Here is a 4,134-nt window from a genome sequence, read left to right as displayed (position 1 = left end):
TGTGAATGGAAGTTATAACATCATGAGAAAAGCAGTCCCAAATGTCTTTGACGATGGGATAGAGGGCATTGTAGTTTGCCCAGTGAGGATCACACCTACAAAATAAGACCTAAGATATTTGTCTATGGTTTTATGAACTATGAATCTCGCTGACAGTAGTGATAAGTTTTAGCTATAGTCAGTTGACCTGTGGGGCAAAAAGGTTCAGCAATAAAGGTTTGAGCCGCTTACCCTTGGCTGTGTAGCTAATAGCAGGTTCCAGAAGTAGGAATTGGAGTTTTAAAAGGTGTAGATTATTTACGATCGCTTATGTTCTTGGGATATCGCCCAACCGGATATGAAGGTCTGTATGGAACAACTGCACATCAATCAGCTAATTAAGACTATTCGCACAGAACTACTGCCTGGACTACAAATTGTTAGCATCGATCCCCACGATCCAGTAGTAGTGAATCATTTGCCTGCACCCTGGCAACTTATTGGTACGGGGAACTATGCCGCAGTCGTCTGTCATCCCAATTATCCAGAAGTGGTGGTCAAGATTTACGCACCTTCGCGTCCGGGTTTTGAAGAAGAGTTAGAAGTCTACCGTCGCTTAGGTTCTCATCCAGCATTTTCTGAGTGTTTCTATGGGGAAAATGGCGTTTTAGTCCTCAAGCGGTTGTATGGAGTCACTCTCTACGATTGCCTTCACAAAGGTATCCCAATTCCCAAACAAGTGATACAAGATATTGATGCAGCCTTGGATTATGCTAGGAGTCGCGGACTTTACCCACATGATGTTCATGGTCGCAATGTGATGCTGTATGAAGGAAGAGGGTTAGTTGTAGATATTTCTGACTTCCTGCATCTGGAAACTTGTACGAAGTGGGACGATCTCAAACGGGCATATTACTGGCTGTACCTTCCCCTGTTCTATCCTCTGCGGTTAAGAGTGCCGTATTTTCTGCTAAATGTTGTCCGTAAAAGTTATCGTCTGGCAACTTCTGGCATAATTTTCATCTCTCGGTTAGTGCGTCAGACTTTTGCTAAGGGAAAATTTATCAAAGCTGCAAAAAAATAAATGAGTTTCGATTTTTCTAAGGCTAAAGACTTAGTAACTAATCCTTTGAGTTACTTTTGTAATCTGGGCGAAGATTACGAAAAATATCGTCCTCTTTACCCAGATTCAGCAATTGACAAAATTTTGTCAGGTTTAAAACCTGCCAATGAATTATTAGCCGCTGATATTGGTGCTGGAACAGGAATTGGTTCGAGGTTGCTGGCAAATCGAGGTGTTCGGGTGCTGGCGATCGAACCTAATGCTGATATGCTTAACGCTGTAACATCTCATGAAAGGCTGGAGTTTTTGACTGGAACGGCAGAAAAAATTCCTCTAAAAACGGCATCTGTAGATTTAGTAGTTTCTTTTCAAGCATTCCATTGGTTTGATTTTATGAAAAGCCTTGAGGAGTTTCATCGAATTCTTAAACCTGGGGGAAGATTAGCTTTAATTTGGAATTTTTGGGAACAAACAGATATTACTTCTAAAGCTTATACTGAGTTACTATTTGCGGCAAGTAGCGATCGCCAAAAGCAAACCTCATCTCAACCACAAATCAAAACCTTATTCAAGACTTTACGCTATCAATTATTTTGGCAAGGATTGTGGCTTCCCTATTTTAAAGATCTGCATCGTTACACTTTTACTTTTGAGCAGCATTTGGACTTAGCCGGATTAGTTGGATTAGCGAGAAGTCAAGGTTTTACTCCTCAAGGGGGTACTGCTTTGGAAAAACTGATTTTGAATTTGGGGGAGTTTCGCGATCGGTTTTGTGACAATCAAGGTCGAGTTCGCCTCATTTACTCCACAAAATTGTACTTAGCAACTTCAGCTAAAAACTAAGCCACAAATGATAAAGATAAGCAAAAGCTCCCGGTTGACCGAAATAATCAATTTTTTGACCTATGCGATCGAGCCGAGGTTCAACTATCTCTCCTCTTTTCTCTTTTAACCCAATTCCAGAAAACAAAAACCATACTCGCGGTTGATTTTGTAGCTGACTAAATTGCCGTCGGTAGTCTGACCAAACTTGGTCAGAAATTGCTTCTTTTTTCAAAAAGTCATTATAACCAACTACGTATTGACTCTTAGAATACCCATATTTTTTGGCATAATATTCCAACTGCGCTGAAGTTCCTCCGCCATCACCAAACAGCACATCTCCTGGCTGTTGATTCGCTTTGATATGGGCAATTACTGAACGCATTTCGTATTTAGTTTCTGGTTGAAATAAGAATCCTCCTGCTTCAATTACTGGCGGTAAAATCAGGAAAAAACTAATTATTATTCCGAAAATTCCCACATACTTCTTTCGCCGCTCTTGGTGAAACTTAGCAAGATTCACTTGAGATAAAATAAACGCCGATCCTTGAGCAATAATTAAGATGAAATAAGGAGTCAAAAATAATATTAACCTTGTCCGAAAGGGATATTTATGTAAATAAGTAGCAGTTAAAGTAGCCAGTATAGGAGAAATTAAAATTAACAACTTAATTTGGTTGTTTTTATATAAAATAATGCAGCCAATAACCAAGGCGAAAATAGCAATTCCATCTGCTATGCCAGCAAAACCTAATGGTTTATGAAAGAATCTGCCGAAAGAGTCTAGTAACCAAAGTATATCAAAAATACTTTTGGGATATTCAGGACTCCAAGAGGATTGTAGTGACTCATTTTTCATCGATTTGGAGATGATGAAAAAGTAGTAAAGTGCAAAACCAATTAGCAAAATTAAATAAGCTGGTAAGCGATTAATTACGATCGCTTTTCGTTTTTGAGCAGAACTAGTAATTAGACAGGCTAACTCAACTCCTCCTAATGAGAAAATGGCAGTATGGGAAAACCACATGGCAAGTATTCCCAGGAATCCGAGTAAGAAAACTTTGCTTTTTTTCAGGATGCGATCGCGCAACGGAATCAACAATAAACAAAGCAACAATCCTACCATGATATCGCTAGAATATTGCTTCACTTCAGTAGCATAGTAAAGCGGATATTTCAAACAAGCTAACAGAATTAAGGCAATGGGTAAAGCGATCGCAGATAAACTCCATTTTCCTAATTGATAAAGTGCGAATAGAGAAACAATCCCAGCAATTAAAGGAAACAATCGCAGCGAATATTCATTATTACCAAATAACTGCACCGCCAACTTTTCTACCCATAGAAATCCCGGAGGTGCTGCTTGATCGTAATCCAAAGGTTGCAGTAATTCTAAGTAAGAGCGATTGACGATATTTAGGGCGATATATGCTTCATCTCCCCATAAAGAACGGTTGCTGATGTATTGTGCTAAACGGATAATGATGCCATAAGCGATCGCAAAGAAAGCCAGCTGATTAATAACTTTCCAGGTTTTCGGCTGCACCTTGTCGGTGTCTGCGTAGTTGTCAGGTAAAGTATCCACTATTTTCAATTTTCCTGGTAAAAATAGAAATTAATGGAAGACATGATATCACAAAGCGATCGCTTCTTTTTTTGCTAAAATATTAAGTATTGGAATAAAATTATTTACTCGATCCTCCAACCATAGATCTTACTTTCTTGTCCAGACTGATTATCGATCGTTGTTACAAAAAGATTTTGCCCTTTAGCATTCCTAAATTGAAACAAACAAAGTCCTAATCCTGTTCCAGAACAATCAACAATTTCGGTATAGCCTTTTTTGATTAAAGAATCGATCGTACTATTAGGAACTCGATTATTCACTTGCTCGGAATTAACTACAGGTTGCCAACCTTGCTTAATTAACATAGTTCTGACTTGAGCATAATTCATATTTCGCCGCAATCTAGGCAATGATTGGGCAAAAGATGACATTTCAACTGAACAAATGAGAGTTAAAAGTACGCTGGAAAAGAATAGTTTATTCATATCTTGCTGTGTTAGATAAAACCAAATATTTTCTAAGCCTCGCTTTGCCTACCGTGACAAACGGTATTATTGTAGATTGAATCCCCACGAAACTAATCTTTTTATTTCATCAGAGAATTATATACTCTGCCCAGAAAATAGTTTCAATAAGTGGGTTAATTTTCTCAATAAGACTTAGATTTTTAGGAAGCATCCATGAATTTAAACGTATTTTCAAT

At 38.4% G+C, this 4,134-nt stretch carries 4 protein-coding genes; 2 read left to right on the top strand and 2 right to left on the bottom strand.

The window, feature by feature from the left end; genetic code table 11:
• Positions 1 to 349: 349 nt before the first annotated feature.
• On the top strand, positions 350 to 1,063 hold the full coding sequence (locus ACE1CC_RS27970; RefSeq protein ID WP_413273712.1) for a serine/threonine-protein kinase: 714 nt from the start codon (positions 350 to 352) through the stop codon (positions 1,061 to 1,063).
• Positions 1,064 to 1,885, top strand: a complete 822-nt coding sequence (locus tag ACE1CC_RS27965) for a class I SAM-dependent methyltransferase (RefSeq protein WP_413273711.1) — start codon at positions 1,064 to 1,066, stop codon at positions 1,883 to 1,885.
• On the opposite strand, the gene ACE1CC_RS27960 is transcribed toward ACE1CC_RS27965, so the two are convergent.
• Both ACE1CC_RS27960 and ACE1CC_RS27955 read right to left on the bottom strand, forming a co-directional pair.
• Entirely contained in the window at positions 1,875 to 3,449 is a 1,575-nt protein-coding gene (locus tag ACE1CC_RS27960) for a glycosyltransferase family 39 protein (protein ID WP_413273710.1), read from the bottom strand. The two genes, ACE1CC_RS27965 and ACE1CC_RS27960, sit on opposite strands and share 11 nt — an antisense overlap.
• 104 nt (positions 3,450 to 3,553) lie before the next feature.
• Positions 3,554 to 3,916 (bottom strand): hypothetical protein, encoded by a 363-nt coding sequence (locus tag ACE1CC_RS27955; protein ID WP_413273709.1) that lies wholly within the window; start codon positions 3,914 to 3,916, stop codon positions 3,554 to 3,556.
• Positions 3,917 to 4,134 lie beyond the last annotated feature (218 nt).

Origin of the sequence: Floridaenema aerugineum BLCC-F46 (assembly GCF_041929345.1) — a bacterium.
In the GTDB taxonomy this organism is placed as follows: Bacteria; Cyanobacteriota; Cyanobacteriia; order Cyanobacteriales; family Aerosakkonemataceae; genus Floridanema; species Floridanema aerugineum.
This window is presented reverse-complemented; position numbering and strand designations above follow the sequence as displayed.